This window comes from Streptomyces sp. NPDC058663, assembly GCF_042716745.1.
In the GTDB taxonomy this organism is placed as follows: Bacteria; Actinomycetota; Actinomycetes; order Streptomycetales; family Streptomycetaceae; genus Streptomyces.
On the sequence record NZ_JBHXRV010000105.1, the window covers coordinates 1 to 4245 of the forward strand.

Below are 4245 nucleotides of genomic sequence, written 5' to 3' on the forward strand. Positions count from 1 at the left end.
AGCTACCTCGCCGGCCTCCACCTCCGCGCCTCGATGATCTGGATCGACGACCTACTGAAAACCACCGATTGATCACGACATCACACAGGCCCTAGCGCCATGTCCGCGTCGCCTTCCGCACGTCCTCCGCTGCCCGGGGACGGATCATCACGACCCCGGAGCCTCGGTGGCTTTCACGGCGTCGGCGTTCCGTCCGGGCCGGTCTGCTGTGAGCAGGTAGTAGTCGAGGATGTGGTGCTCGTAGGCGTGCAGGAAGTTCCGCGGCCAGGTTCCCGGTGCCCACCACTGGCTGAGCCAAAGGTCCCACCCCGGCCAGATGTGTGGCCCGATCGACTCGACGCGCACGTTTGCGAACCCGGCTTCAGTGAGCCTCTTTCATCCTGAATAGTTGCAGGTCAGCAGGGTGTGGACGGCTTGGACGATGGTGCCGATGCGGCGGGTGGAGCATCGGGCTCGGCGGAGGATGCGCCAGGGCTTCAGTTGTGCGAAGGCCCGTTCCCCGGGAGCTCTCAGCCGTGCGTGGTCGCGGTTGAACTGCTGGTAATGCTCGGGCTGTTCGCGGTGGTTCTTGTACGGGGTGCGGACTGTTGCGCCGGCGCCCTGGTAGGCACGGTCTGCGAGAACGAGGATCTGCCGGGTCAGGCAGGCCTGGACGATGCCGTGGGCCCGGGCTGCGGTCAGGTCGTGGGTGCGGCCCGGTGCCGCGCGCGAAAACCACAACGGTGTGCCGTCGGGACGGGCGATGACCTGCACGTTCATGCCGTGCCGGCGGTGCTTCATCGAGTAGTACGGCTCGTCGGCTGCGATCCGGTCGGTGGGGATCAAAGTGCCGTCAACGATGACGTGGTCGCCTTCACCGAGGCCGGTGAGTGCTTCGTAGAGACCGGGCGCCCAGCCGGCCAGGACATTCAGCGTCTCGTCGACGTACCGCCAAGCGGTGGCCTGCGATATCCCGAAACCCGCTCCGAGCTGCGAGAACGTCTCGTTCTTCCGCAAGTGCACCAGCGTGAGAAATGCCTGCTTGAAGCATCCGAGCTTGCGCCACCGGGTGTTACGGGTCTGGCGGTGCTCGTGCAGCAGCCAGGCCACATGCTCGACGAGCTCGTGCGGGACGTCGAGCATGGCAGGATACGGAACCAACAGGGCCCCTTCAGTCGCCGGTGTGATGAGTGGAATCACCACGCCAACGACGAGGGGCCCTGCCTCGTCACCACACCCGCTGACCAGCTCATTTCACCCTCCAGCACAGGATGAAAGAGGCTCAGTGACGGGTCGCCGGATTCTCCGGCGGTCCGTTTCGGCTTGTCGGGTCGGTGAGGGGTAGGCCGATGGCCCGGCTGTCGCGTCGGGCGTGCGCCGGGCGCCACGGTTCCGGCCGGTGGTTCGAGTTCGTTGGGACGGGCCGTTGCTGCTGGTCATCCACGGTTCGAGAGTGCGTCGAGTCGCTGGATCGCGTCGGTCCAGGGCCAGCGGCGGGTGGATCTCAGTTGCCGCCAGCGTGCGGTGGTGACGAGCTGAGCGGCGGCGGAGAACAGCCGCAGTCGCAGGCGCCGGGACTCCCAGAGCCTCGGCTTGCCGGTCAGGGCGAGGATCGGCAGCCAGGCCAGCAGGTCGAGGGCGAGCTGGTCGACCTCCAGCCAGATCTGGTTCTGCGCGGTGTCGTGGAAGGGCAGGTTGCGCAGGCCGGTGGATCGCGCGTTGTGGATACGGTCCTCGGCCTGGGCGCGCTGGCAGTGCCGCAGTTCCAGGCCGTGATCGGGACGTAGTCGGTGGTGTCGGTGGCAAACACGGTGAGCCCCAGTCCGCCGGCGTCGGTGAACCGCAACTGGGCGCCGGGGTAAGGCCGTTCCTTGCGGACGATCAGCCGCATCCCTCCCGGTCAGCCCTTGAGGACGTCGCGGTCGAGCTCCGCGGTCCAGGCGCCGTCGCGGATCTCGCCGCTGGGCTCGACGCCGGGCGTCCAGGTGTAGGCGGGGATCTTCAAGACGGCTTGGTGAATGGCGTCGGTGATGGTCATCCCGACCGAGTACGACAGCCACCGGCCCCGTTTCGGGAGCCCTTCTCCCGAAGAGGCTCCACGCGGGCCTACCGGCTGGTGCCATCGTCCTCTCTACCGGGCCTTCCCCATGCACCCCTGCTCCATTGCTGGGGTTACCCGAACTCTGGGGGTCTGGGCCGTCAGATGCTCGGTACACCAACGACCTACGTTATCTGACATACCGGAGCCAGGGCCTAGGCCCTTTTCGGCCAGACGGGCCGCGAAGTCGCGACCCTGAATGTAGTCGGCGTGCTCTGCGGAGCCCGGTTTATACGGATTGCCGTGGATAACTGGCGGAGTCGGCGTCGTGGCATTCCAGCCATTGCTCGGTGTGACGGCCCAGAAGGCGACTAAGGTCGCACCTGCCGCGAAGGCGCCCAGCCACCAGCCGGACCGCGGCGAGAATCTTCTGCCCACCAGGTAGGCCAGAACACCCAACGGCAAGAATATTACCAGCAGCAGAAAGAACATGACCTCAAAGGCACGTCCCATTACGGGCCCCCGACTTCTCTCAAAAGTTCCGAAAGCAAACACGGATATGTGCACCCCGTGCGGCTGACCTTCTCAGCAATCAGTCTGCAGCATGACTTCCAGTCGTGGGTGGCGACCTTCGATATCACAGCGGACGCGCCTACAGCGCTGTAGACAGTGGGGAAGCACCCATCTGCTGCTCCGGGCACCTGGTGTTGGTCCTCGGCAGCGCACAGCCAGTGCAACGTCCTGAGCCGCTCTAGCACGAGCGCACCGCCGCCTACCGGCGGGCCATGCCCCTTAGTAGCTGTTTCTCTTCCTTGCGGGCTCATAAGGAAGCTGCGCGTAGTGTTTGATCATGTCTTCACTTAACTTGCGTCACTCGGCGCGTGCGGTCGTCCTGGATGAGGAAGACCGAGTTCTGCTGTGCCGGTGTGTGCTTCCGGGCGCGGTTGTCTGGATAACTCCCGGGGGTGGGATCGAGGAGGGGGAGTCGGCGGACTCAGCGCTGAGACGCGAACTGGTCGAGGAGGTCGGGCTCGCCTTTGAGGGGCCATTGCGTCATGTATGGCACCAACGGCTCATCGGGCCGGAGTATGCGTCAGGCCATGACGGTGTCATCAACGACTATTTCCTGGTCCGTGCCGAGGCGTTCGAGCCGGCTGGCAGCCTGTCGCCGGCTGAGCTTGCTGCCGAGCACCTCACGTCGTTCCGATGGTGGCGATTGAACGAGATCGACGCATACCAAGGGCCGGAGCTGTTCGGCCCACGGGACCTGGCTGCGGTTCTCGATGAGCTGATATCTAAGGGGGCTCCCGAAACCCCGGTCGTCATCGGTCTGTAGGCCAGCTCGGGAAGAGGCGCATGACGCGTTGTCAACGCGTGATGCGGCGGGTCATGAGGGTGATGGCGGCCCAGGTGATGAGGGTTTCGGAGTGTTGGACGAGTCGTTCGTAGTCCCTCGCGTGGCGGCGGGCGTTCATGATCCAGGCAAGGGAGCGTTCGACGACCCAACGGCGAGGGATGACGACGAAGCCGGTGGTGTCCTTGGGCCTGCTGACGGTTTTGATCGTCAGGTTGAGGTGCCGTTTTGCCCAGGTCACGAGCTTCCCTGCATAGGCTCGGTCGGCCCAGACGATCGTGATTTCCGGGTGCATCAGGCGGAGCCGGAAGAGGACTTCCTTCGCTGCGGCGGAGTCGTGGAGGTCGGCGGGGGTGACCATGACGAGCAAGGGCAGACCACGGGTGTCGACGACGAGGTGCCGCTTGCGGCCGTTGATTTTCTTGCCCGCGTCGTAGCCGCGGGACTCCCGGGTCACGGTCGAGGCCGCTTTCACGGACTGCGAGTCGATGATCGTGGCGACCGCCCGGGGGCCTTTGCCCAGCTCGCGGCGGATGCGGGCGGAGAGCTCGTCGCGGATCTGTCCGACGACTCCGCAGGCGGCCCACCTCGCCATGCAGCCCCAGACTGTGCGCCAGGGCGGGAAGTCGGAGGGCATGGCCCGCCATTTGCAGCCGGTGTCCACGACATAGCGGATCGCGTCCACGATCTCCCGGCGCGGGTGCTTCTCCGGCCGGCCCCCGCGCGGGGTTTCGCAGGCCGGGACCGGCAGCAGGGGTTCGATCAGTGCCCATTCGGCGTCGGTGGTGTCCGAGGGGTAGCGGCCTTGGCGCATGTAGCACCCCGGAGAGGAAGTCCGCGCCGGGGCGGGGGGGGGGGGGCGGCGGGCCCGCCC

General features: G+C 66.1%; 4 protein-coding genes and 1 pseudogene. 1 reads left to right on the forward strand and 4 read right to left on the reverse strand.

What is annotated here, in order from left to right; translation table 11 throughout:
• Positions 1-147: 147 nt before the first annotated feature.
• From ACFWVV_RS37615 to ACFWVV_RS37625, 3 genes and pseudogenes are all read right to left on the reverse strand, one after another.
• Positions 148-345 carry a hypothetical protein gene (locus ACFWVV_RS37615; RefSeq protein WP_384359114.1) on the reverse strand — a complete coding sequence of 66 codons (198 nt, stop codon included), beginning with the start codon at positions 343-345 and terminating at the stop codon, positions 148-150.
• A gap of 30 nt (positions 346-375) precedes the next feature.
• Complete coding sequence (locus tag ACFWVV_RS37620; RefSeq protein ID WP_384359112.1) at positions 376-1182, reverse strand: transposase family protein; 807 nt, start codon at positions 1180-1182, stop codon at positions 376-378.
• A gap of 233 nt (positions 1183-1415) precedes the next feature.
• A pseudogene (locus ACFWVV_RS37625) lies at positions 1416-2056 on the reverse strand (transposase); the annotation flags it as partial.
• An 811-nt stretch (positions 2057-2867) separates the two neighbouring features.
• On the opposite strand from ACFWVV_RS37625, the gene ACFWVV_RS37630 reads away from it, so the two are divergent.
• Positions 2868-3353: an NUDIX domain-containing protein gene (locus ACFWVV_RS37630; RefSeq protein ID WP_384359110.1), complete on the forward strand. Its 486-nt coding sequence runs from the start codon at positions 2868-2870 to the stop codon at positions 3351-3353.
• 31 nt (positions 3354-3384) lie between these two features.
• On the opposite strand, the gene ACFWVV_RS37635 is transcribed toward ACFWVV_RS37630, so the two are convergent.
• Positions 3385-4185: an IS5 family transposase gene (locus tag ACFWVV_RS37635; RefSeq protein WP_384359116.1), complete on the reverse strand. Its 801-nt coding sequence runs from the start codon at positions 4183-4185 to the stop codon at positions 3385-3387.
• Positions 4186-4245 lie beyond the last annotated feature (60 nt).

Excerpts from the sequence above, each read along its gene's own strand:
- ACFWVV_RS37630 (WP_384359110.1), top strand. The coding sequence starts at position 2,868 with ATGTCTTCACTTAACTTGCGTCACTCGGCGCGTGCGGTCGTCCTGGAT.
- ACFWVV_RS37635 (WP_384359116.1), bottom strand. The coding sequence starts at position 4,185 with ATGCGCCAAGGCCGCTACCCCTCGGACACCACCGACGCCGAATGGGCA.